Origin of the sequence: Streptosporangium jomthongense (assembly GCF_042650425.1) — a bacterium.
GTDB lineage: Bacteria > Actinomycetota > Actinomycetes > Streptosporangiales > Streptosporangiaceae > Streptosporangium.
The window spans coordinates 151278-173453 of record NZ_JBHSBC010000053.1 but is presented as its reverse complement, the minus strand read 5'-3'; the positions used below and the strand labels follow the sequence as shown (position 1 = coordinate 173453).

General features: G+C 73.3%; 20 protein-coding genes. 8 read left to right on the top strand and 12 right to left on the bottom strand.

Annotation, left to right across the window (positions count from 1 at the left end; translation table 11 throughout):
* From ACFOYY_RS39640 to ACFOYY_RS39625, 4 genes are all read right to left on the bottom strand, one after another.
* Positions 1–426 (bottom strand): universal stress protein (locus tag ACFOYY_RS39640; RefSeq protein ID WP_386196541.1); only part of this gene is annotated, 426 nt, incomplete at its 3' end.
* 46 nt (positions 427–472) lie between these two features.
* Entirely contained in the window at positions 473–1342 is an 870-nt protein-coding gene (locus ACFOYY_RS39635; protein ID WP_352013403.1) for a universal stress protein, read from the bottom strand.
* Between the two features lie 149 nt (positions 1343–1491).
* Positions 1492–2352: a universal stress protein gene (locus ACFOYY_RS39630; RefSeq protein ID WP_352013402.1), complete on the bottom strand. Its 861-nt coding sequence runs from the start codon at positions 2350–2352 to the stop codon at positions 1492–1494.
* A gap of 42 nt (positions 2353–2394) precedes the next feature.
* Positions 2395–3045: a CBS domain-containing protein gene (locus ACFOYY_RS39625; protein ID WP_386196450.1), complete on the bottom strand. Its 651-nt coding sequence runs from the start codon at positions 3043–3045 to the stop codon at positions 2395–2397.
* A gap of 405 nt (positions 3046–3450) precedes the next feature.
* Between ACFOYY_RS39625 and ACFOYY_RS39620 the strand changes: the two genes are divergently transcribed.
* The 3 genes from ACFOYY_RS39620 (at position 3451) to ACFOYY_RS39610 (ending at position 7637) form a co-directional block, all read left to right on the top strand.
* Positions 3451–4338, top strand: a complete 888-nt coding sequence (locus ACFOYY_RS39620) for a universal stress protein (RefSeq protein WP_386196448.1) — start codon at positions 3451–3453, stop codon at positions 4336–4338.
* Between the two features lie 131 nt (positions 4339–4469).
* Positions 4470–5723 carry an FAD-dependent monooxygenase gene (locus ACFOYY_RS39615; RefSeq protein WP_352013399.1) on the top strand — a complete coding sequence of 418 codons (1254 nt, stop codon included), beginning with the start codon at positions 4470–4472 and terminating at the stop codon, positions 5721–5723.
* A gap of 276 nt (positions 5724–5999) precedes the next feature.
* Positions 6000–7637, top strand: coding sequence for an ABC-F family ATP-binding cassette domain-containing protein (locus tag ACFOYY_RS39610; RefSeq protein WP_352013398.1), 1638 nt, complete (start codon positions 6000–6002; stop codon positions 7635–7637).
* 7 nt (positions 7638–7644) lie between these two features.
* Here ACFOYY_RS39610 and ACFOYY_RS39605 read toward each other — a convergent pair whose 3' ends face one another.
* Entirely contained in the window at positions 7645–10056 is a 2412-nt protein-coding gene (locus ACFOYY_RS39605; protein ID WP_386196445.1) for a HelD family protein, read from the bottom strand.
* Between the two features lie 827 nt (positions 10057–10883).
* On the opposite strand from ACFOYY_RS39605, the gene ACFOYY_RS39600 reads away from it, so the two are divergent.
* Positions 10884–11399: a hypothetical protein gene (locus ACFOYY_RS39600; RefSeq protein WP_352013396.1), complete on the top strand. Its 516-nt coding sequence runs from the start codon at positions 10884–10886 to the stop codon at positions 11397–11399.
* Between the two features lie 3 nt (positions 11400–11402).
* Here the strand turns inward: ACFOYY_RS39600 and ACFOYY_RS39595 are convergent, their stop codons facing one another.
* The 5 genes from ACFOYY_RS39595 to ACFOYY_RS39575 all read right to left on the bottom strand — a co-directional run bounded on the left by ACFOYY_RS39595 (position 11403) and on the right by ACFOYY_RS39575 (position 15768).
* Positions 11403–11885, bottom strand: a complete 483-nt coding sequence (locus tag ACFOYY_RS39595) for a CBS domain-containing protein (protein ID WP_352013395.1) — start codon at positions 11883–11885, stop codon at positions 11403–11405.
* Positions 11882–12748: a universal stress protein gene (locus ACFOYY_RS39590; RefSeq protein ID WP_386196443.1), complete on the bottom strand. Its 867-nt coding sequence runs from the start codon at positions 12746–12748 to the stop codon at positions 11882–11884. The genes ACFOYY_RS39595 and ACFOYY_RS39590 overlap by 4 nt, the downstream gene beginning before the upstream one ends.
* Positions 12749–12862: 114 nt before the next feature.
* Complete coding sequence (locus ACFOYY_RS39585; RefSeq protein WP_362911937.1) at positions 12863–13696, bottom strand: maleylpyruvate isomerase family mycothiol-dependent enzyme; 834 nt, start codon at positions 13694–13696, stop codon at positions 12863–12865.
* 166 nt (positions 13697–13862) lie between these two features.
* Positions 13863–15104, bottom strand: a complete 1242-nt coding sequence (locus ACFOYY_RS39580) for a GNAT family N-acetyltransferase (RefSeq protein ID WP_352013392.1) — start codon at positions 15102–15104, stop codon at positions 13863–13865.
* Positions 15105–15162: 58 nt separating this feature from the next.
* Positions 15163–15768: a TetR/AcrR family transcriptional regulator gene (locus tag ACFOYY_RS39575; protein WP_386196441.1), complete on the bottom strand. Its 606-nt coding sequence runs from the start codon at positions 15766–15768 to the stop codon at positions 15163–15165.
* Positions 15769–15908: 140 nt separating this feature from the next.
* On the opposite strand from ACFOYY_RS39575, the gene ACFOYY_RS39570 reads away from it, so the two are divergent.
* Complete coding sequence (locus ACFOYY_RS39570) at positions 15909–17081, top strand: FAD-dependent oxidoreductase (RefSeq protein WP_362778920.1); 1173 nt, start codon at positions 15909–15911, stop codon at positions 17079–17081.
* 86 nt (positions 17082–17167) lie between these two features.
* On the opposite strand, the gene ACFOYY_RS39565 is transcribed toward ACFOYY_RS39570, so the two are convergent.
* Together ACFOYY_RS39565 and ACFOYY_RS39560 are read right to left on the bottom strand one after the other, a co-directional pair.
* Positions 17168–17815, bottom strand: coding sequence for a response regulator (locus ACFOYY_RS39565; RefSeq protein WP_386196439.1), 648 nt, complete (start codon positions 17813–17815; stop codon positions 17168–17170).
* Complete coding sequence (locus tag ACFOYY_RS39560; RefSeq protein ID WP_386196437.1) at positions 17812–18948, bottom strand: sensor histidine kinase; 1137 nt, start codon at positions 18946–18948, stop codon at positions 17812–17814. Before ACFOYY_RS39560 ends, ACFOYY_RS39565 begins: the two co-directional genes overlap by 4 nt.
* A gap of 110 nt (positions 18949–19058) precedes the next feature.
* Here ACFOYY_RS39560 and ACFOYY_RS39555 point away from each other — a divergent pair, with 110 nt between their 5' ends.
* The 3 genes from ACFOYY_RS39555 (at position 19059) to ACFOYY_RS39545 (ending at position 22131) form a co-directional block, all read left to right on the top strand.
* Positions 19059–20228 (top strand): alpha/beta hydrolase family protein, encoded by a 1170-nt coding sequence (locus ACFOYY_RS39555; RefSeq protein ID WP_386196435.1) that lies wholly within the window; start codon positions 19059–19061, stop codon positions 20226–20228.
* Positions 20229–20371: 143 nt separating this feature from the next.
* Complete coding sequence (locus tag ACFOYY_RS39550) at positions 20372–20758, top strand: hypothetical protein (RefSeq protein ID WP_386196433.1); 387 nt, start codon at positions 20372–20374, stop codon at positions 20756–20758.
* 203 nt (positions 20759–20961) lie between these two features.
* Positions 20962–22131 (top strand): serine hydrolase domain-containing protein, encoded by a 1170-nt coding sequence (locus ACFOYY_RS39545; protein ID WP_386196431.1) that lies wholly within the window; start codon positions 20962–20964, stop codon positions 22129–22131.
* The last annotated feature ends 45 nt before the right edge of the window (positions 22132–22176 follow it).

Sequence of the window (22176 nt, the reverse complement as noted above, 5' to 3'; positions counted from 1 at the left end):
GCGCGGCTGGACGGGCGCACGCCGTACGACGGCCACGGGGCAGGGCGCGTGCCCGGCGACCCCCAGCGCGACCGAGCCCAGCAGCATGCCCTCGAATCCGCCGAGCCCGTGGCTGCCGACGACCAGCAGCCCGGCGTCCGCCGCCGCCTCGATCAGGGCCCGTCTGGGGTCGCCACCGGGCAGCAGCTCCGACGTCACCTCCACGTCGCCGCCCGCCTCGCGGATCCGGCCGAGCGCGTCTTCCAGCGTGGACTCGGCGCCCTCGCGCATCCACCGGCCGACCTCGGCGTGCGGGGTGCCCTCACCCGCCTCCAGGGGCCAGGAGGGCATGACGTGCACGACCCGCAGGCCGGTACGGCGCAGCCCGGCCTCCCGTACGGCCCAGCTCACGGCTTCGAGCGCGGATCGTGACCCGTCGACTCCCACCAGGATCAATGGTCTCTCCTCACACGTGCGGATGGGTCTTCGGGGTTCAGGAACGGACGACCGCGACCGGGCAGCGCGCGTGGTGCAGCACTCCCCTGCTGACCGATCCCAGCAGCGCGGCGGCGACGGCCCTCCTGCCGTGCGAGCCGACCACGACCAGGTCCGCCGTGGCCGAGGCGTCGACGAGGGCGTCGACGGGGTGGGCGCTCTGGACGTCCTCCAGCACGGTCACCTCGGGGAACTTCTCCTGCCAGGCGCCGACCCGGTCCTTGACGACCCGGAACTGCGCGCGGCGGATCTCGTCCATGTCGTAGACGATCTCCGGCGCGAAGGCGTGCACCGGAAGCTGCCAGGCGTGTACGGCGCGCAGCGGGCCGCCGCGCAGCGCGGCCTGCTCGAAGGCGAAGGCCAGCGCGGGCTCGCAGTGCGGATCGTCGTCGACGCCGACGACGACCTCGCGGCGCGCCCCACCGCCGGGGTGGACGACGACCACCGGGCCGTGGGCGTGCACGGCCACCCGGGTGCTCACCGAACCGAGCAGTGCCCCGGTGAAACCGCCGAGCCCCCTGCTGCCGAGTACGATCTCCACCGCGCCCGCGGCCTGTTCCGTCAGGGACCGGACGAGGTCACCCTCGATCAGCTCGGTGCCCACCTCCACCGACGGCTGGCGTTCGCGCGCCTCCCGTTCTGCCTCCTCCAGGATCTTCCTGCCGCTCAGGACCAGGGGTCCCGGCCATTCGAGGGTGGAGAAACGGGGGATGTCATAGGGGCCGCGTTCCACGACGTGCACGATCCGCAGCGGCACGTGCCTGCGGAAGGCGTCGTCGGCGGCCCATGCGACCGCGTCCTTCGCCCCCGCCGAGCCGTCGGCCGCGACGACGACGTCACGGGTACCCCTGGCCGGGAAGTCTGTCATCTCGTCCTCCTCATGGGCGTGCGGATTCCTGCCTCAGGTCAAGTCTCTGCCGGGGGAACGGGACCCCCCAGAGGCGGCGGACCCGTCCGTCCCGGGACTTTGGACCCGGCCGGGCCTTCGGCGGGTGGGCACGTGGGGAGGCGACGGCCTCAGGGGCGGACCACGGCGACCGGGCAGCGGGCGTGCTGGAGCACGTCCCGACTGACGGACCCCAGCACAACCGAGCCGACCGCGCCCAGCCCCCGGGAGCCGACGACCAGCAGGGCCGCCCGGCCGGAGACGTCCGTCAGGGCCGAGACCGGATGGCCGTGAGTCACCTCCTCGACGACCTCGATCCCGGGATACATCTCCCGCCACGGGGCCAGCCGTTCCGAGACCACCCGCTGCTGTTCCCGCTGGATCCCGGTGACGTCGTGGGCGCTGTCCGGCATGACGGTGCGCAGCGGCACGTGCCAGGCGCACAGCGCCCGCAGGACGGCGCCGCGCAGCCGGGCCTGCTCGAAGGCGAAGCCGAGGGCCGCCGCGCCGTCGGTTGAGCCGTCGACGCCGACGACGACCTCCTCGCCGGGGCCGTCCTGCCCGGCCCTGACGACCACGACGGCGCCCCTGACGTGCCCGGCCAGCCGCAGGACCGTCGAACCGAGCAGCGCGCCGGCGAAACCGCCCGTCCCCCGGCCGCCGATGACGAGCTCGGTCGCGGTGGCGGCCCGCTCACGCAGGACGTCGGCGGGCGTTCCCCCGGCCAGCTCGGTGGTCACGTCGATGCCCGGCGTGCGTTCCGTCGCGGCCTGCGCCGCCTCGGTGAGCACCCGGTCACCGGCCTCGGCCATCGCGTCCTGCCACCCCTGCGGGGGAAACGCCGAGATCCCGTACGGCCAGCGTTCGACGACGTGCACGATCAGCACGGGCAGCGCCCTGCGGGCCGCGTCGGCGGCGGCCCATCGCACGGCGGCCGTGGCCGACGGTGAGCCGTCGGTCGCGACGACGACGGGTGCGGTGGGTTCGGGCATGCTCTTCCCCCTTCGTGCGGGCCGGTCCGCCCCGGGTGCCGCTCAGAGGCGGGCCGAGGAGGCGCTCAGCACGTCGTCGCGGTCGTAGGCGATGTCGGCCTCGACGTCGACGACCCCCTCGATCCTGCGGCCCGCCTCCACGAGCGCGGCGATCTGCGAGCGTCTGGCCACACGTCCCTCGACGCGGATCACGGACCCCTCGATCGTGATCGTCAGGCCGCCCGTGTTCAGCCCCAGATCGGCGACGGCGTCGGCCATCTCCGTCAGGATGTCGGCGGCGGGCCTGATGAAGACCTTCAGCAGGTCGGCCTGGTGCACGGTCCCGGCGATCTTCCCGCTGGCGGCGTCGACCACCGGCAGCTGCTTGATCCGGTTGGCGTGCATCAGCCGGGCCGCCTCCCGCACCGGGGTCTGGCGGGTGACGGTCAGCGCGGGCCTGCTCATGAGCTCCGCTGCGGTCCTGCCCGGCTTCTCGCGAACGTCCTCCCCGCTCGGCGGCCCGCTCTGGGCGGCGATCTCCTTCAGCAGCAGATCGGCCTCGGACACCACCCCGACGGGGCGCCCCTCGGCGTCGATCACCGCGACGGCCCCCACCTTGAAGCGGCGCATCGTCGCGACCAGCTCGGCGAACGTCGCCTCGGGGCGGACCGCGATGGCCACCAGCCCCATGACGTCCATCACCCGCACCGTCATGACCTGTCTCCCCTTCCTGCCATGCTCCCCCGTACCCAGGGAACGGCCGGGCACGTGTGTTCCTTCCCCGGCCTCCCCGGCCTCACCAGGGCCGGGACGACCGCGACAGGGCTCGGCGCCGTGCCGCGGGAGCGCCCCGTCCGTCCCGGAGAGGCCGGTGCCGACGACGACATCGTGGTCTCCGGCCATCGTGGTCACCTCCCTCTTCATGGTCGGCGCAGGACCGTGGGAAGCGGCAGGGCGGAAAGTCCCACCCCGCCGGGACCTTCCGCCTGCTTGCCCGGCTCCCGGCCCCCGCCGCCGGTTCCCGTGGGACGTTCGCCCCTACCCCGCAGGTCGGAGGACCGGGGAGCATCTAGGAAGGGGAACACGCGAGCGTGGCACGGACGGAGCAAGGTAATGACCATGACAGAGCCCGTCGTCGCCGGCGTCGACGGTTCCGAGGCCTCTCTCGACGCGACGGCCTGGGCGGCCACGGCGGCCGCGTTGCGGCGGGCGCCGTTGCGCCTGGTGCACGTCACCCTGCGCTGGGCCTACGACGTCCCGCTCGTCCCGCAGCCCGCGCACTGGGGGCCCGCGTCGCAGGCCGCCTGCCGTGAACTGCTCGCCCGGGCCGTCGAACGGGCGCGCGCCGAGGCCCCCTCCACCGAGATCACCACCGAGGTCCTCGACGGCGCCGCCGCGGAGGCGATCGCCGCCGCCGCCGGGACCGCGCAGCTCGTCGTGGTCGGCGGCCGGGGACGCGGCGGGTTCACCGGGCTGCTGCTCGGCTCGGTCAGCCGTGACCTCGCCGTCCGCTGCCCCTGCCCGCTGGTGGTCGTGCGCCCGCGCGAGGAGGGCGGCGGGGAGGTCGTCGTCGGCGCGACCGGGGAACCCGGGCAGGAGCACATCCTGCGCTTCGCCTTCGAGGAGGCGCTGCTGCGCCGCCTGCCGCTGCGGGCCGTACACGCCTGGACCCACCCGGTGGCCGCGTTCCCCGGTGACATGCAGCCGCTGGTCTACGACGTCGAGGGCGTCGGCCGCGAGGAGGAACGGCTGCTGGCCGAGTCGCTGGCGGGCTGGCGGGAGAGGTTCCCCGACGTCCCCCTCGTCGAACAGGTGGTGCACGGGCACCCGGCCGGAGTGCTCGCCGAGGCCTCGGCCACCGCGGAGCTGGTCGTCGTGGGTGCCCCGGGGCGGGCCGCGCTCCTCGGCTCGACCGTCCACTCCCTGCTCGGCCACGCCCGCGGGCCCGTGGCCGTCGTCCCCCGTCCGCCAGGCCACCGGCCGCCTGGTACGGCGCCGCCGGCATGACCGGTTTGGGATCTTCCCGATAATTGGCCATCTCATGACCGGGACTCGGCCGGATGGGATGGCCGCCCCACACACCGCACATGTTACTCTCTGTCACGATCTGATTACCTTGCGGTGCAACGGGAGTCCATGTGAAGGTCGCCTGCGTCGGCGGTGGACCCGCCAGCCTGTACTTCTCGATTCTGATGAAGCTGGTTGACCCGTCTCACGACATCACCATCTACGAGCGCAACCCCGCCGGTTCGACGCACGGCTGGGGCGTGACCTACCTGGACGAGCTCTTCGGCGACCTGCACAACGTGGACCCCGAGTCGGCGCGCGTCATCGGCGAGAACTCCGTCCGCTGGGACACCGAGGTCGCGTACTTCGACGGCCACACGACGGTGGCGTCGCAGCCCGGGACCAACGGCTACGGCATCGGCAGGCAGCGGATGCTCGACATCCTCACCGAACGCGCCTGCTCCCTCGGCGTCCACGTCGAGTTCGAACGGGAGATCGCCGCCGAGGAGGAGGTCGCCGGCGCCGACCTGGTCGTGGCGGGCGACGGCGTCAACAGCGTGATGCGTGAACGCCACGCCGACCACTTCGGCACCAAGGTCGAGACGGGACGCAACGTCTACATGTGGCTCGGCACGACCAAGGTCTTCGAGACCTTCGTCTTCGCCTTCGTGGAGACCGCGCACGGCTGGATCTGGTGTTACGGCTACCGGTTCGACCGCGGCCACAGCACCTGCGTCGTGGAGTGCTCCCCCGAGACCTGGCGGGGGCTCGGCCTCGACCAGACGAACGAGGCCGACAGCCTCGCCGTACTGGAGAAGCTGTTCGCCGACACCCTGGACGGGCACCCGCTGGTCGGCCGCTCCCAGCCAGGCGGCACCGCGCACTGGCTGAACTTCCGCACCCTGACCAACAGGAGGTGGCAGCGCGGCAACCTCGTCCTGGTCGGGGACGCCGCGCACACCACGCACTACTCCATCGGCGCGGGCACCGCCCTGGCGCTGGGGGACGCCGCCTTCCTGGTCAGGGCGTTGCACAGCGGGTTGCCGCTGCAGCCCGCCCTGGTCCGCTACGAACGTGAGCGCAAGGCCGTGATCCTCCCCGCCCAGCGCACGGCCCGCCGCAGCGCCCGGTGGTACGAGAACCTGCCGCGCTACATCGGCCTGCCCCCGGAGCAGGCGTTCACGCTGCTGTGCCAGCGGCAGTCCGCGCTGCTCCCGTACGTCCCGCCCCGGCTGTACTACCGGGTCGGCCATCTGGCCGAACTGGCCGGCCGGGCCCTCGCGCGGGTACGGCCGGAGCCCGCCGAGGAGTCCGGCCTGCCGCACAGCCCGGCGCGTGACCTGGCGCACGGCCCGGGAGACGACGCCGGGCATCCACACCGCTGAGGCGCCTCCCGTACGCCCGGGGACGCGTTAACCGTTCGCGTCCCCGGGGAAGCCCGGCTACCATGGCCGGACGCGAGGTTTCGCGAATTCCGCGACAAAGACCGAAAGAGTGGACATGGCAGGGGACGACGACATCTCCGGGTGATACCCGGGATGGCAGGCCGCGAGCAGGAGCGCTTGATGCGCCGCCGTGGTCGTGCCGTCGTTTCCTTCGTTCCCCTTTTCTCCCGCCACAGGGCGGCACGGCACGCCCTGCGCACATCTGAGGTCTTCGTCATGTCCGACGCGTCGTTCATCGTCTTTTCCAACGTCTCCTTCTCCTGGCCCGACGACACCCCGCTCTTCGAGGACCTGTCCTTCACCGTGGGCGGCGGCCGTACGGGACTCGTCGCGCCCAACGGCGCGGGCAAGAGCACGCTGCTCAAGCTCGTCGCGGGTGAGCACCGGCCGGCCCGCGGCAGCGTGTCCGTCGAGGGCGTGCTCGGCTACCTCCCGCAGAACCTGCCCCTGACCGGCGGCCTTACCGTGGCCGAGGTCCTGGGCATCGCCCCGGTGATCAGGGCGCTGGACGCCATCGAGTCCGGCGACACGAGCGAGGAGCACTTCACCACCGTCGGCAACGACTGGGACATCGAGGAACGCACCCGCGCCCAGCTCGACCGGCTCGGTCTCGGCGACATCCCCTTCACCCGGCGCCTGGGCACCCTCAGCGGTGGCCAGATCGTCTCCCTGGGCCTGGCGGCGCAGCTGCTCAGGCAGCCGGACGTCCTGCTGCTGGACGAGCCGACCAACAACCTCGACCTCGACACACGCCACCGGCTCTACGGCGTGATCGAGAACTGGAACGGCTGCCTGCTGCTGGTCAGCCACGACCGGGCGCTGCTGGACCGCATGGACCGCATCGCCGAACTCGACCGGGGCGAGATCCGCTTCTACGGCGGCGACTTCACCGCCTACGAGGAGGCCGTACGGGCCGCCCAGCAGGTCGCGGAGAAGAACATCCGCACCGCCGAGCAGGAGGTCAAGCGGGAGAAGCGGGAGATGCAGCAGGCCAGGGAGCGGGCCGAACGCCGGGCGGGCAACGCCGCCCGCAACCTCAAGAGCGCCGGGCTGCCGAAGATCTTCGCCGGGACGATGAAGCGTAACGCCCAGGAGTCGGCGGCACGCTCCCAGGAGACGCACGCCGCGCGGGTCGGCGACGCCAAGGCCCGCCTGGACGAGGCGGGCCGTGCCCTGCGCGACGAGCAGAGGATCACACTGGAGCTGCCCGGGACCGACGTCCCGGCGGGCCGCACCGTCTTCCTCGGCGAGCGGATGCAGGTCCGTTACGGCGAGCGCCCCGTGTTCGCCGGCCACGGCCTGGACCTGACCGTCCGCGGCCCGGAGCGGATCGCCCTGACCGGCCCCAACGGCACCGGAAAGTCCACCCTGCTACGTGTGCTCAACGGCGACCTGGAGCCGGAGGGCGGCACGGTCAGGCGGGCCGAGGGCCGCATCGCCTACCTGTCCCAGCGGCTCGACCTGCTGGACCCGGACCTGACCGTGGCCGAGAACCTGGCCGCCTCCGCGCCCGGCATGCCGCAGGCCGAGCGGATGAACCTGCTGGCCCGCTTCCTGTTCCGCGGCGCCCGCGCCCACCTGCCCGCCGGGGTGCTGTCCGGCGGTGAGCTGCTGCGCGCCACCCTGGCCTGCGTCCTGTACGCCGAACCGGCCCCCCAGTTGCTGCTGCTTGACGAGCCGACCAACAACCTCGACCTGGTCAGCGTCGGTCAGCTTGAGGCGGCGCTCAACGCCTACCGGGGGGCGTTCGTGGTGGTCAGCCACGACGAACGGTTCCTGGCCGAGGTCGGGGTCGGCCGCTGGCTGCGCCTGTCCGAGGGGCGGCTGACCGAGACGGCCCCACCGGCGGTGTGAACACCGGTCAGGGCTCGCGTTCCTCCAGGTGCTCAAGCACCGGGGGAACCGGCCCGGGGTGCAGCACGGCCAGGCGTTCGGTGGCGCGGGTCAGCGCCACGTACAGGTCGTTGAGACCGTGCGAGGAGCCGTCGAGCACGGCCTGCGGGTCGGCCAGCACCACCGAGTCGAACTCAAGCCCCTTGGACTGGCGGGCCGTCAGCACCACGACGCGTCGTTCCAGGTCGGGCTCACGCCCCCAGGAGGCGTCGGGGACGGCGGCGCGGACGGCCTCGGCCAGCCGTGCCAGGTCCTCGCGTGGCGTGATCACCGCGACGCTCCCCGTCCCCGCCGCCTCCCGCGCCGCCAGGCCGGCCAGCCTGGCGGGCAGGTCGGCCGCCTCGGCCCGGGCGCGCCACGGCCGGACGCCGCCCGCGCGTACGGCGCGCGCCGGTTCGAGATCGGGATGGATCGCCGTGAGCACCCGGTCCGAGGCGGACATGACCTCGGCCGAGGTCCGGTAGTTGACGGTGAGCCGCTCAAGCCGCCAGCGCGTCCCGAAGAACGGCTCCAGCGCCTGCGTCCAGGAGCGCGCGCCCGCCGTCTGACCGCTCTGGGCCATGTCGCCGACCACCGTGAACGAACGGGTCGGGCAGCGCCGTACCAGCAGGCGCCAGGCCATGGGCGGGACCTCCTGGGCCTCGTCGACGATCACGTGGCCGAAGGCCCACGTCCGGTCGGCGGCGGCCCGTTCGGCGACCGTGCGCAGATCCTGTCCTTCATGGCGGCCGGCGAACAACTCGGCGTCCAGCAGGTCGGCGGCACTGAGGAGTTCGGCCTCGTCGTCGTTCTCGTCCTCGCCGGAGCGCGAGCCGCGCGCGATGTCCAGGACGCCCTGGGCGTACTCGATCTGCCTGGCGCGCTCCCTGGCCTGCCTGGCCCGTTCGGCGCGGCGGTCCTCACCGAGCAGTTCGGCCGCCTCGTCGAGCAGCGGCACGTCGGCCGGGGTCCAGCCGCCGCCGGGTTCGCGCAGCAGCAGTTCCCGTTCGGCGGGCGTCAGCTGCGGCGCGGCCTCGGCCAGCCCCCTGGGATCGGCGAACAGTTCCTCAAGCAGCCGCTGCGGGGTCAGCGCGGGCCACAGCCACTCCAGCAGCGCGCGCACCTGCGGATCGTACGGCAGCGCCTTCAGCCAGGCCCGTTCCGCCTCCTCGAACTCGGCGTGCTCCCGCTCGTGCCGGTCGACCGGCGGCGCGTCCTGCCCGAAGAGCCCGGCCAGGTCCTTGGCCACGGCCTGTTCCAGCGCGGCGGAGTCGATCCGGCCCGCCAGGTCGGCCTCGATCTGCTCCTCCATCCCGGCGACCACGCCCGCCATGCGGCGGGCCAGCTCCTCGATGACGATCCGGCAGAAGACGGGCCTGGCGAGGTTGTGCGGCAGCCCGTCGGCACGGGCCCGTTCGGCCGCGTCGATCAGCAGCTCCGGCTCCAGGCTCAGCGGCTCGCCCTCGACGATCACCTCGACGGGCCCGCCCACCTCCGCCTGGCGTGCCCGTACGGCGGCGGCCAGCACCTCGGCCATCACCAGCCGTCCCTTGACCTCGGCGACCGCGGCGTCCTCCCGTTCGAGGGCCGTGACGCCGGGGAACAGCTCCCCCACCGTGGACAGCAGCACACTGGTCTCCCCCAGGCCGGGCAGGACCTGGCTGATGTAGCTGAGGAACACCGGGTTCGGGCCGACCACCAGCACTCCGCGCTCGTCCAGCCGGGGGTGGCTGTAGAGCAGGTAGGCGGCGCGGTGCAGGGCGACGACGGTCTTGCCGGTGCCGGGGCCTCCCTGCACGACCATCACCCCGGCGTGCGGGGAGCGGATGATCCGGTCCTGCTCGGTCTGGAGGGTGGCCACGACGTCGCGCATGCGGCCGGTCCGCTCGGCCCGCAGCGCCGCCAGCAGCGCGGCCTCCCCGCACAGCTCCATGTCCGCCGGGGCGGGGGCGGTGCCGTCCAGCAGCTCGTCGTCGACCCGGACCACCCTGCGCTCCCGGGTGTGCAGGTGGCGGCGCAGCCGTACACCCTGGGGGGCGGCGGCGGTCGCGGTGTAGAAGGCGCGCGCGGCGGGAGCCCGCCAGTCGATCAGGAGAGGCTCCTCGTCTTCCTCGGCGCCGCGCACCCCGATGCGGCCCAGGTAGCGGCGGCCGCCGTCGACCGAGTCGAGCCTGCCGAAGCACAGTCCGTGCTCGGCCGCGTCGAAGGCGGCCAGCCTCCGGTTCAGACGGCCGACCGCCGCGCCGCGTTCGGCCTGGGCCTGGGCCGTCTCCGCCGGTTCGCGCAGCACCTCGGCCAGTTCCCGCGCGAGTTTCTCACGGTGGATGTCGACCTGGGAGTGCAGCATGGCCAGGTAGGCCTGCTCGCGTTCGATCTCTGACTGCTCTGACTGCACCGGCACGGAAGAGGACAAGACTGCTCCAAGGCCAGGGGACGGGGTTCGGCACCGGGGAATCCTCGGGGTGCGCCCCACAGGTTCGCACGCTTCAGCCATAAATGCGAGCCGCGGGGAACCCCGTCGATCGCCCTGGGAGGGAGGCGGCTGTGGCCTGGGCGGCGACGTCCGTGGCGGAGTGTTCCGCCTCCCGCGCCAAAAGCAGGGAAAACGCAATTCAAAGCCACCCAGGAAAGGCCGGTTAACATTATACCACGCAATTAACGCCGCTTACGGTTTTTGCGCTTCCAGGAAAAGCGCAGAACACATTGCCGCTTTTCGAATTCCCTGCCGCTCCCCGAACGCGACCGCCGGCGGTGGCGCGGACCCTGCCAACGGTTGGGGGGTCCGCGTCGTCGTCCCGGCGGCCGGTGCGCTCGTACGGTTCTGACCGTGGCCGCCAGGCCACCTCCGTACCGTTACGACGAGGAAGAATCGTGCCTCTCTTGTCTTGTCCTCCATGACCCCGTTGGCCCCGTTGCGCCGTACGGCCGCGGCCCTCGCGCTCACCGGAACCTGCCTGGCCGTCCCGCAGGCCATCCACGCCCGCCGGGCTCCCCTGCCGGCCCCGCGTTGACCATGCTCCTCCAGCGGACACGCGGGTGGCCACCGGGGAGGCCCCGCCCCGGCCCCGCTGGGCTGATCCGATTGCCACGGTGACCGCCGGAGACCTCTCACGGGGCGCGTGACGCTCGCGTGTCAGGCGAGATCCCTAGACTCAAAATCGACTGAGTCATTACGAACGGGGAATCGCAGTGATCGATCGTCTTTCGCGTGCTTTAGCAGGGTTTTTGGTGTTATCGGCCCTCGGGGCGTGCTCGGCACCGGTTGCGGACCCGGTGCTGAAGGACCCGGCCCAGTGGCCGCTGGCCAAGCTGAAGCGCCTGCCCGACGACGGGGAACTGCCCGAGGGGGCGGACCGGGTACTGGCGCGGATCAAGGTCGGCTCCCACAAGCTGACCGCGTGGATCCATCCCTCAGGCCAGTGCGGGCTGGCCGGCTCCAGCAAGGACATGGAAGCCGACTGGAGCATGAGCAGCGACATGACCAGGTCCTCCAGGGATCTGATGCGGGAGGAGGGATTCTCCGGGCCGCTTGAACCTGCGACGACCGTCTCCACCGAGAGCACCTTCATCCTGGTCTGCACCCCCACCAGGATGCTGATCACCGTCAAGGGGCAGACGTCGAAACCCTCCGTCGAGGGCAACGCGTCCGCGCAGATCTACGGCGGCGGCCTCAACGCCGTCGTCGGCCCGCCGGAGGTCAGGAAGGAGTCACTGCCCGGAGCGACCGTGACCCCCGGCGGGTAGACGTCAGCGGGCCGGGACCCGGGGAAGCACCGGTACCAGGCGGAACATGCCCGTCATGAGCTCCGGTGGCTCCTGGTGCTCGGGGAGGAGTCCCGCCACGGCCCGCAGCACGTCGGTGACGGTCACCATCCCCGCGAGCCTGGCCGAGTCGTTCAGGACCGGGATCGCGTTCACCCCGGCGCCGACCATGGCCGCGGCGGCGTCGGCCAGGCTCGCGCCGAGTGTGGTGCGCGGGCAGCGGCGCCCGGCCACCAGGGCGCGGACGTGGACGTGTGACTGCTCCATCGGGCCACCGGACCAGTGGGCGGCCAGGTCCTCGCGGGTCAGCACGCCGTACAGGCGGCCGGTGTCGTCGACGACCGGCAGGTGGTGGACGTCGGCGCGGCGCATGATCTCCCAGGCCAGCAGGGGCGACTCGTCCGGCGGGACGGCGACGAGCGTGCGGCTCATGATCTGCGCGACGGTCAGGACGGTGATGTCGTTCATGCCTCACCCCTGGGACGTACGACGGCGACGGGGCAGCGGGCGTGGTGCAGCACGCCGTGGCTGACCGAGCCCAGCACGGCCGCGCCGACCCTGCCCAGCCCGCGTGAGCCGACGACGAGCAGGTCGGCCGTCTGCGACGCCTCGCACAGGACGGCGACCGGGTGCCCGATGACCACCGTCCGCCTGACCTCGACCTGCGGGTAGCGTTCCCGCCACGGTTCCAGCGTCTCGGCGGCCACGCGTTTCTCGGTGACGAAGGCGTCGTCGATCAGCGAGGTGTAGGCCTCGGCGTACGGCCCCAGGACGGGAGTCTGGACCGTGTGGACGACGTGCAGGACGGCCTTGCGCATCGCGGCCTCCTCGAAGGCGTACCGGAAGACCGCCTCCGGCGCCGGAGGGCCGTCGAGGCCGACGACGATCTCGTCGTGAACGTGCCTGCGGGGTTTCCTGACCACGACGACCGGGGCGGCGACGTGACCGGCCAGGGCGAGCGAGACCGACCCGAGCAGCAGCCCGGTGAACCCGCCGAGTCCCCGGCTGCCCACCACGACCTCCTCGGCGTCCTCGGCCTCGCGCCGCAGGACCTCGCCGGCCTTGCCCCGCTCGCGCACGGTCTCGATCTGCAGGCCGGGGGCGTGTGAACGGGCCTGGGCGAGCGCCGTGTCGAGGATCTCCTGGCAGTACTCGGTCATCGAGTCGCGGAATCCGGGCGGGGTCTGCAGCGGGATGTCGTAGATCCAGGGCGCGCACACGTGAACGATCCGCAGCGGGCGTCCGCGGCGCACGGCGTCGTCGGCGGCCCACTCGACCGCGGCCTGTGAGGCGGGCGAGCCGTCCACGCCCACCACTACATGTGCTGTCATGTCTCCTCCTCGGTTCCCTCCTCCATCCGACCGCTTCGGCCCCGGTGGGCGCAGCGGCCGAAAGACCCGACCGTGAGGGACTTCCGGCCCGCCGGCGCCGCAGGGCCCCGCGGCTCACCCGAAGCCGACGCGGTCCAGCCAGAAGTCGAGCAGCCGTTCGTCGCCGAGGATCTCGACGCCGCCGCCTCGGGCGGGGCGGCGGCGGTAGACGACCAGCAGCAGGGCGGTCAGCGGGCCGTGCAGGGTGACGGCCGCCGCCCCGCGCCCCCTGCGGCAGGTGACGGTGTCGCCGGTGAGGTCGACCAGCCACTCCGTCCCGGCCGACGGCCCGGTGTCGGTGGCGTGCAGGCCGATGGTGCGGCCGGGGCCGAGCAGTTCGCGCTGCCTGGGGTTGACGTCGAGCATCTGCGGCAGGGACGCCAGTTCCATCCACTCGTCGAGGGCGTCGACGACGACCTCCCGCCCGGCGGTGAAGTCCCGCCCGGCGGCCAGGGCGGCGTCGGCCCGGTGCACGAGGGTCTCGTGAGCGAAGCGGCGGGCCCAGAATCCCGAGGTCTCCATCTCGACGGGCACCCATGTCCGCGCGTCGGGCCCGGCCTCGCGCAGGGTGTCGGCCAGCAGCCGCGCGCCCTCGGCGAGCCAGGCGTCGATCTCCGCGGGGTCCTGTCCGGTGTCGGCGGGCAGGTCACGCAGCTCCGTGTCCGGAGGTGGCGTGGTGGCCCTGGTGCGCACGATCGTCTCGGCCCAGCGGTGACCGTACCCGACGTGCCGCAGCAGCTGGGCGAGGTTCCAGTCGGGACAGGAGGGCACGGCGGCCGCCAGGTCCGCCCCCGCCACGACCGCCCTGAGCTGGTCGGTCTGCGCGACGATCTCGGCGCAGTGGCGGTCGTGGCCCAGCGGGACCGGCTCGTGGACGGCGGTGCCGCCCAAGGGGGTCGGCTTGTTCATGGGTGTCGCTTTCTGGTCGCCTGCGGTGGGCCGTCCGGACGCCCGTGCCGCGATCCTCGCCGACACTCTGTGCGTCCGTTCGGTGACGCAAAGCTATCGACCGCGCCGCCATGACAGCCCGCACCCACGTCACGGCGGCGCGGCGCGGCCGTCGCGACGGTGGTGCTCAGAAAGCGGGAAAGGCCGGGCCCCCGGGACAGAACGGCTCCCCGGCGCCCCGGAAGGCCGCCGACGCGCGGGCCAGCGCGCCGGGCCGCAGCTCTTCGACGCGCCCGGCGCGGGCCAGTGTCTCCAGGGTCGTCCCGCCGAGGAAGGCCGCGCCCAGCTCGGCGGGAGTGAGGCGCAGGTCGGGGGCGGCGGCCGTACGCTCGCAGCCCGCCGTCCCGGTCTCGGCCCACAGCCGCAGACGGCCGGTGTTCCACGGGCAGAAGTCGTCGCGCACGTCCAGCACCACCTCAAGCGGCAGGGCGTAACGCCGTCCGGCCAGCGCCCGGGCGACGTCGACGAGCCGCACCCAGAGCCGGTCCACCTCGTGCGCGCGCACGGCGCGGGGGTCGGCCAGCAGGTACGGCAGGGCCTCGTCGGCCGCCCCCTCGTACTCGATCCACGGCACCAGGTCGATCCCGGCCAGGAAACGCCACAGCGCGGCGTAGGCCCGGCGGGTGACCGCGACGAGTTCCACGACCTGTACGGCGCGCCCGCCGTCGCCGTGCCCGTCCTTGATCCGGTAGAGGGCGTATCCGTCGGCCCGGCCGCCGCTTTCGCGATGCACGGCGTGACGCAGGGCGGTGGCGCCCTGCCGGTCCTGCGGGCCGTCCGCCAGCCGTATGTCCCAGCAGTTGCCGGGGCGGTCGGGCCAGCCGACGGCGCCGGGGCGGACGCGCTCGTAGACCTCCTCGACCAGGGGCCGCGCCTCGTCCCGTTCCAGCAGCCGGATCCGCCCGTCCCCGAAGTCGGTGCCCGGCAGGAAGGCCATGGAGCGTTTCTCGCAGCGCAGCAGGGCTCCGCGTGAGGCCGGGCCGTAGCCGTACCGGCCGTAGATCGGGGCCTCCGAGGGGCGCAGCGCGGCGATCGGCTCGCCGCCGCCCTCGTACAGGTCGGTGAGCTGCCTGCGCATCAGGCAGGTCAGGACGCCGCGCCTGCGGTGGGTGGGGGTCACGCCGACCCAGGTGATCCCGGCCGTCGGCAGCACGGCTCCGGGAACGGTCAGCACACGGGTGCAGGCCGCGGTGCCGCCGATGATCCGGCCCTCGTCGAAGGCGGCGAGGGTGCGTTCCAGCTCGGTCGCGGACCGTTCGACGGCGAGGTCCTCCTCGGTCCGGTCCTCACCGTAGGTGTCGGAGACGACCCGGGCCCAGGTCTCGAACTCCTCGCCGGTGACGGGACGGATCGGGTAGGTGTCGGACACCGGACCTGTCTAACGGATCGGGGCGCCGCGGCGCGACCGCTTTTCCCGGGGTACGGCCTCAGGGTGTCCCGGCGGGGCCGGCCAGTCCGTACAGCAGCAGGTCGGTGAGGGTGTCGACGACCGTGTCGTCGCCGACGGGCTCGGCGCGGGTGAGCATCGAGTATCCGAGCATGCCGAGCATGGCGCCCATCGCCGCCGCGACCAGCTCGGGGTCGCCGGGCAGCCGGTGGCCGCGTTCGCGCAGATACTCCAGGTGGTGGCGGAAGACAGCCGTCTCGGAGGTCAGGTCGTCCCATGCCCGGCCGTCGCCGGGACCCGCGCCGACGCGGGACTGGAACAGGGCCACCATGACGGCCCGATGCTCGCGGAAGACGCTCCAGGCGATCCGCAGGTGCTCGCGCAGCTGGTCGCGGTCGGTCAGGTCGTGCTCGCGCGGATGGCCGGCGCGCGCCACCTCCCGGTCGGCGCTGTCCTCCATCTCGGCCAGCAGTGCCCCGAGCAACTCCTCCCGGTCGGCGAAGTGCTCGTAGAAGGAGCCGGCCGAGCGTCCCGCCGCCGCCGCGATGTCGGTGATCTTGGTGTTGAGGAAGCCGCGCTCGGCGAACAGTCTCCTGGCGGCCTCAAGCAGCGCCGCCCTCGTCTCGGCCGCCTTCGCCTTGCGCACACCCGCCACCGTCACGCTCCGCCGTCTTCCCGCCCGCCCCCTCCGGGCGGGGTTGACAGCGGTCATCCTACCGAACACACTTTCACCAAATTCAGGTTCAGTGAATCAAACTTCAGTGAATGAGCATTCGGAGGTTGACGATGCGTGTCATAGTGATCGGAGCGGGCGTCGCGGGCTCCGCCGCCGCCCTGGCCCTGCGTCACATCGGCGCCGAGGTGACCGTGTACGAGGCCTACGCCGACCCCGCGGGCGACGTCGGCTCCTTCATCAGCCTGGCCGCCAACGGGCTGCGCGGCCTGGAGGCCCTCGGCTGCCTGCCCCGGGTCCAGCGCCTGGGTGTCGCCCTGCCCCGCCAGCGCATGTGGTCGGCCTCGGGCAGGCTCCTCGGCGACGTCCCCCGGGGCCGTCGCGGCGACGACCCGCTGCACAGCGTCACCCTGATGCGCGGCGCCCTGGTGGAGGCCCTGCGCGCCGCGGCCGCCGAGGCGGGCGCGGAGATCGTCACCGGGGAGCGCCTGACCGGCGTCACCGAGGCCCCCGGGGCCGTCACCGCCGGTTTCCTCGACGGCCGCCGCGACAGCGCCGACCTGCTCGTGGCCGCCGACGGCATCTGGTCGCTCGTGCGCGGCGTCCTGGACCCGGCCGCGCCGCGCCCGCGCTACGCCGGCCTGTACTGCGTGTCCGGTGTCTCCGCCGACGCGCGGGGCCTGGGTGTCGAGCCCGGCGTCTTCAACATGACCTTCGCCCGCAACGGGGCCTTCATCCACCTGGCCGCGGGCGACGGCACGGTGTGGTGGTCGGCCCAGATCGCCGACCCGCGACAGCCCCGCCTCGACGACGCCGCCGGAGCCGGATGGCTACGTGAGACCGCCGCGCTGTACCGGCGCGAGCCGGTCCCCTCGGCGGTCCTGGCCGCCGCCGTCGGCACCCACCCCACCGTGCTCATGCACGCCCTCGGCCCGGTCCCCACCTGGCACGGCGGCCGCAGCGTCCTCATCGGCGACGCCGCCCACCCGGTGGGCGCGGGCCAGGGGGCCTCCATGGCCGTCGAGGACGCCCTGGTCCTGGCCGCCGCGCTGCGCGGCCGGGCCCCGTCGGACGTTCCCGGGGCCCTGGCCCGCTACGACGCCGCCCGCAGGCCCCGCGTCACCAGGCTCCTGGGCGCCGCCAAGGACAACCGCGAGGCCAAGAAGGCCGGCCCCGTGGCCCGCCGGGCGCAGGCCGCCGCGATGCGCCTGTTCCTGCCGCTGTTCTACGACAGGAGCACCGCCTGGCTCCACGGCCACGACCCCGCCGCCGTCGTCGTCGGGTGAACGCCGCGTCAGGACGGGGAAGGACGGTGCCGAGGGTCGTCTCGCGGAGCCGGCGACCGGGGGTTCGTCTTCGGGTGCCGCGCCGGTCAGCCGAGGCCGGCGTCGTGGACGAGGATGGCCGCCTGCACCCGGTTGGCCAGGCCCAGCTTGGCCAGCACCCGGCTGACGTGCGCCTTCACCGTCGCCTCCGTCAGCCCTAGCTCCCGCCCGATCTCGGCGTTCGACAGGCCGCGCGCCACCGCCCTGACCACGTCCTCCTCCCTGGCGGTCAGCGCCGCGAGCCGCCCGCGCGCGGACTCGGCCCGCGAGGGAGCCCTGTCGACGAACGAGCCGATCAGCCGCTTGATGACCGTGGGGGACAGCATGGCCTGCCCCTCCGCGACCGTGCGGACGGCGGCCGCCAGATCACGCGGCGGGGTGTCCTTGAGCAGGAAGCCGACGGCGCCCAGCCGAAGCGCCTCGTGGACGTGGTCGTCCAGGTCGAACGTGGTGAGCATGATCACCTTGGGCGCCTCGGGGGCGGCGAGCACACGGGCGGCGGCGCTCAGCCCGTCGGTGCCCGGCATGCGCACGTCCATCAGGACGACGTGCGGCCTGAGCCGGGCCGCGGCGCCCACGGCCTCGTCACCGTCACAGGCCTCACCGACGACCGCCATGTCGCCCGCCGCCTCAAGTATCATCCGCAGCCCGGCCCTGACCAGTGCCTCGTCGTCGGCGATCAGCACGCGGATCATGCCGTGGGGATCCCGGCCAGTACCTGGAAGCCGCCCTGCGCCCGCGGCCCCGCCTCCAGCCTGCCGCCGACCAGTTCGACGCGTTCACGCAGCCCGACCAGGCCCCATCCGGAGCCGGGCAGGCCGCCGTCCGCCGTGGAGGGCCGGTTGCGGACGAGGACCTCCAGCTCGGTGGCCCGGTAGCGGAGGCGAACCTCGGTCTCGGCGCCGCCCGCGTGCTTGTGCACGTTGGTCAGCGCCTCCTGGACCACCCGGTAGGCGGTGCGCTCGGCGGTCGGCGCAAGCGGGCGCGCCTCGCCCTCGTCGTGGCGGCTGACCACGATGCCCAGGGCCCGCGACTGGTCGAGCAGCCGGTCCAGGTCGGCCAGCGTGGGCTGCGGGCCGCGTACCGGATCGGATGAGCGCAGCACGCCGAGCACCTCCCGCAGGTTCGTCAGCGCCTGCCTGCCCACTCCGCCGATCAGCGCGGCGGCCTCCGCCGTACGGGCGTCCGGGGCGTTGACCTCCAGCGCGCCCGCGTGCAGGACCATCAGGGAGACCCGGTGGGCGACCACGTCGTGCATCTCCCGCGCGATGCGGGCCCGCTCCTGGTCGCGTGCCTGGCCGGCGCGGAGCACCTGCTCGCGCAGCAGTTGCTCGGACTGCTCGCGCATCGCGTCGAACACCTGCCGCCTGGCGCGCACCCACAGCCCGGCGAACAGCGGCAGCCCCACCATGGCGCCGCCCAGGATCAGCACGTTGACGACCGTGCCCGCGACCAGCGCCCGATACCCCTCGCTCCGGTACGACACGAACCCGCCCAGCGCCTGCAGCGCGACCGCGCCACCGGCGTAGAGCCACAGGCCGCGGCGGCCGAGCCGCGTGCCCGCGTAGTACGAGGCGGCGACGGCGGCGGGCCACATCACCAGCCACGCGTAGGACAGCGCGCCCGCCGCGGCCAGCGGCCACAGCCGCCGCCTGGCGAAGGCCGCGGCCACACCGCAGCACGCCGCCACGGCCGTGAGCACCGGCACGGGAAGCGCCGAGCGCACCCCCACCGAACCGGCCGTCGCCGCCATGGACAGCAGGAACACCGCCACGCCGAGCGCCCAGGGCGCGGCCCGGTCGACGATCCTCGATGCCCGGTCAATCATGGTGAGAGGCTACAAGCCCGCCCGGACGGGACACCCCCTACGAAAGTCGCAGACGCCGTGTGACGTTCGCCGGGGACCGTACGGCGGGGCCGCGCGGCACGGTTGACCGCATGAAGAAGATGCTGGCCGCGAGCGTGCTCGCGTTCTCCGTTTCACCGGCGCCCCTGAGCGCGCCCCCGGCCGGGGCTCCCACGCCCGTGACGGCCCCGCCCTCGGCCGCCTCCCCGGTGCCCGCCTCCCCGGTGACCGCTCTCCCGGCGCCGACCGGCGCCTATCCGGTGGGCGAGACGAACCTGCACCTGATCGACTCCAGCCGCCCCGACCCCTGGGTCGCCGGCCGGGACGTACGCGAACTGATGGTCTCCGTCTGGTACCCGGCGCGCAGGGGCGGCGGCAGGCTCGCCCCCTACGTCACGCCGCGGGAATCGGAACTGATCATCAGGGCGGTGCCGCAGCTCGACGGCGTACCGGCCGACACCCTCGCCAGGACCACCACACACGCCCGCGCCGACGCCCCGGCGCTGAGACGCAAGGGCGGATGGCCTCTGGTGGTCCTGTCGCCCGGCATGTCGCTGCCCCGCGCGACGATGACGTCGCTGGCAGAGGAGTTCGCCAGCCGTGGCTACCTGGTGGCCGGGATCGAGCACACCTACGAGTCGGTGGCCACCACGTTCCCCGACGGGCGGACCGTCACCTTCGAGGCCGGCAAGGCCGGGCAGACCGCCGAGACCGGCGCCAAGGTGGCCCGGGTCAGGGCCGCCGACACCGAGTTCGTCCTGGATCGGCTGAGCAGGAGCAAACGCTGGAACCGGCTGATCGACGAGCGGAACATCGCGATGGTGGGGCACTCGGCCGGCGGCCAGAGCGCCGCCCACCTGCTTGCCGTCTCCAGGCGGATCAAGGCCGCGGTCAACCTCGACGGCACCTACAACCCCAGGACGCCGGCCCGGCCGCTGGACAAGCCCTTCATGATGGTCGGCAACCCGAGGCACCAGCCGCGAGCGGGCGGCCGGGACTCCTCATGGGAGGAGTTCTGGCCGCACGTGACCGGCGGCTGGAGGCGCTGGCTGACCGTGACCGGCGCCGAGCACATGAGCTTCGTCGACTACGCGGTGCTCCAGCCGCAGCTCGGGCTGCCCGGGGCCGCCCTCGACGGCGAACGCGCCGTCACGATCACCCGGAGGTACGTCACCGCCTTCCTTGACCTGCACCTCAAGGGCAGGCGCCGGCCCTTGCTGGACAGGCCGTCGGGAGATTTTCCCGAGGTGAGGATCTGGTAGACGGCCCGGTGCCCCGAGACCACACCGGACGGGTCGATAGCCGAAAGTAGCCGGTCGGATACAGACGGCGAACAGCCGTTTACTGCAGGATCCCAGGCGACAACACCGGCCCCGCCGGGAACATCTCAAGGAAAGCGGTTCACATGCGCATCGGCAGCAGGATCGTCACCTTCACGGTCACCGTCGTCAGCACCGGCGGCCTGACCCTGGCCGCCCTGGCCGCCCCGGCCCTGGCCGCCCCCGCCCCCCACACTCAGGCCGCCGTCGGCGGCGGGTACTGGGCACGCGGGTGCGACGCGGGACGAGCGTGCATCCAGCTCTCGGGCGGACGCCAGGGCGCGGGCGGGTCGTGGTGGAACGTGGACGGCTGCGGCTATCACACGATCAATGACCACTACAGGCGGGGCAGCGCCCACGGAAACGGTTTCGACGTCATCTACGCGGACCAGAGATGGGACCGCGTGCAGCCCTGGTCCAGCCGGCCACTGGACCCCGGCAACCTCGTCACGGGCGTCAACGTCCTCTGCTGAGCCACAAGCCGTCCAGGGCTCGGATCACATGGCCGAGCCTCGGAGGCGCAACCTGGCCGGTCGGCGGTCAGCGCCTCCACCGAGCGGGGCGAGATCAACCGATCTAATAACATAACGGGCGAAATGCACTGATCACCGCAATCTATGCGTGCCGCCTGGGCGGGAGACTCCACCGGCACATGCCCGGGAAAGCGAGCGCACCCATGAACGTCAACGGCTTCACGGCCCCCGGCTACGAAGGCGTCGCCGAGGCCTTCACCCGTAACTTCACCGATTCCGCCGAGGTGGGCGCCGCGTTCGCCGCCTACCACGACGGGCGGCTCGTCGCCGACCTGTGGGGCGGCAGCGCCGACCCGGACAGCGGCGCCCCCTGGCGGCGCGACACCCTGCAGCTGGTGTTCTCCGGAGCCAAGGGGCTCATCGCCGCCTGCGTGCTCCTGCTGGCCGAGCGCGGGCGGCTCGACCTCGACGCCCCCGCCGCCCGCTACTGGCCCGAGTTCGCCGCCGCGGGCAAGTCCGCCATCACGGTCACCCAGATCATGTCGCACCAGGCCAGGCTCCCCGGCGTCCGGGAGAGCTTCACCACCGGCCAGTTCCTGGACCCGGTCTTCATGGCCTCCCTGCTGGCCGCCCAGGAGCCGCTCACCGACCCCCGTGCCGCCTTCGTCTACCACCCCCTGACCTACGGCTGGCTCGCCGCCGAGCTCATCCGCCGCGTCGACGGCCGCAGCGCGGGCACCTTCTTCGCCGAGGAGTTCGCCCGCCCCCTGGACCTCGACGTCTGGATCGGCGTGCCCCGCGAGCACCACCACCGGGTGGCCACCACGCACGTCGCCCCCGGCTTCGTCTTCACCGACCCCGACGCGCCCCCGACCGGAGACCCGCTGCGCGACCTGGCCCGCAACCCCATCTCCGTTCCCGACGCCCCCGCCCTGTGGAACAGCGCCGGCTTCCGGGCCGCCGAGCTGCCCGGGGCGGGCGCCCACGGCACCGCCCGTTCCCTCGCCCGCTTCTACGCCTGCTTGGCGCGCGGCGGCGAACTGGACGGCATCCGCGTCCTGAAAGAGACCACCCTCAAAAACGGCCGCAGGCTGCTCAGGCACGGCATCGAGCCCCTCTGGAACAGCCCCATGGCCTACGGGACCGGCTTCGAGCTGCAGACCGCGGCGGCGATCTTCGGCCCGGCACCGGACGCCTTCGGGCACGCGGGCATGGGGGGCTCGCGCCACGCCGCCTGGCCGGCCGAACGCGTCGGGTTCTCCTACGCCACCAACCAGCTCCGGTCGGCGCCCAGCCCCGACCGGCGTCCGCTGCGGCTGCTCGACGCCCTGCACGCCGCCGCGAACTCCCCCGCCGATCCCGCCGGTCGTTGAGCGGCCCGGCCCGGGCCCTTCGCCGGGTCGGCTAAGGTGCCCTGA